This window comes from Candidatus Protochlamydia sp. R18 (assembly GCF_000648255.1).
In the GTDB taxonomy this organism is placed as follows: Bacteria; Chlamydiota; Chlamydiia; order Chlamydiales; family Parachlamydiaceae; genus Protochlamydia; species Protochlamydia amoebophila.
Genome location: NZ_BASL01000378.1, coordinates 1 through 389, shown reverse-complemented (window position 1 = coordinate 389; position 389 = coordinate 1). Strand labels below are relative to the sequence as shown.

1 pseudogene is annotated in these 389 nt (G+C 35.2%); it reads right to left on the bottom strand.

The window, feature by feature from the left end:
- Positions 1-389: pseudogene (locus TY19_RS19125) on the bottom strand (transposase); the annotation flags it as partial.

Genomic DNA, 389 nt, shown 5'->3' with positions numbered 1-389 from the left:
ACACTCTTATTCAGTAAACATGCTTCTAGAGCTCCTTTTCTATCAGTAACATTTGCTGTAGTTATATGAATGGCATGAGGCAATCCTTGAGTGTTAATGCTATGTGCCGTTTGATACCTGAAATTTTTTTTCCTGCATCATAGCCTTTACTTTCAGCTGTATCGGTATTTTTAACGCTTTGCGCATCAACTATGATAAAACTGGTTTTTTCATTCCGACCACTGCTTTGTCGAACCTCTCCACCGATTTTTTTAAAACTTGTTCTAGAATACTTTCAGGAGTTTGTTGATTTTTTTTGGACCAAAGAGTGAAATAATAATAGCATATTTTCCATTTAGGATATTCTTTTGGCAACATACGCCACTGACAACCACTTTTCAAAGTGTATA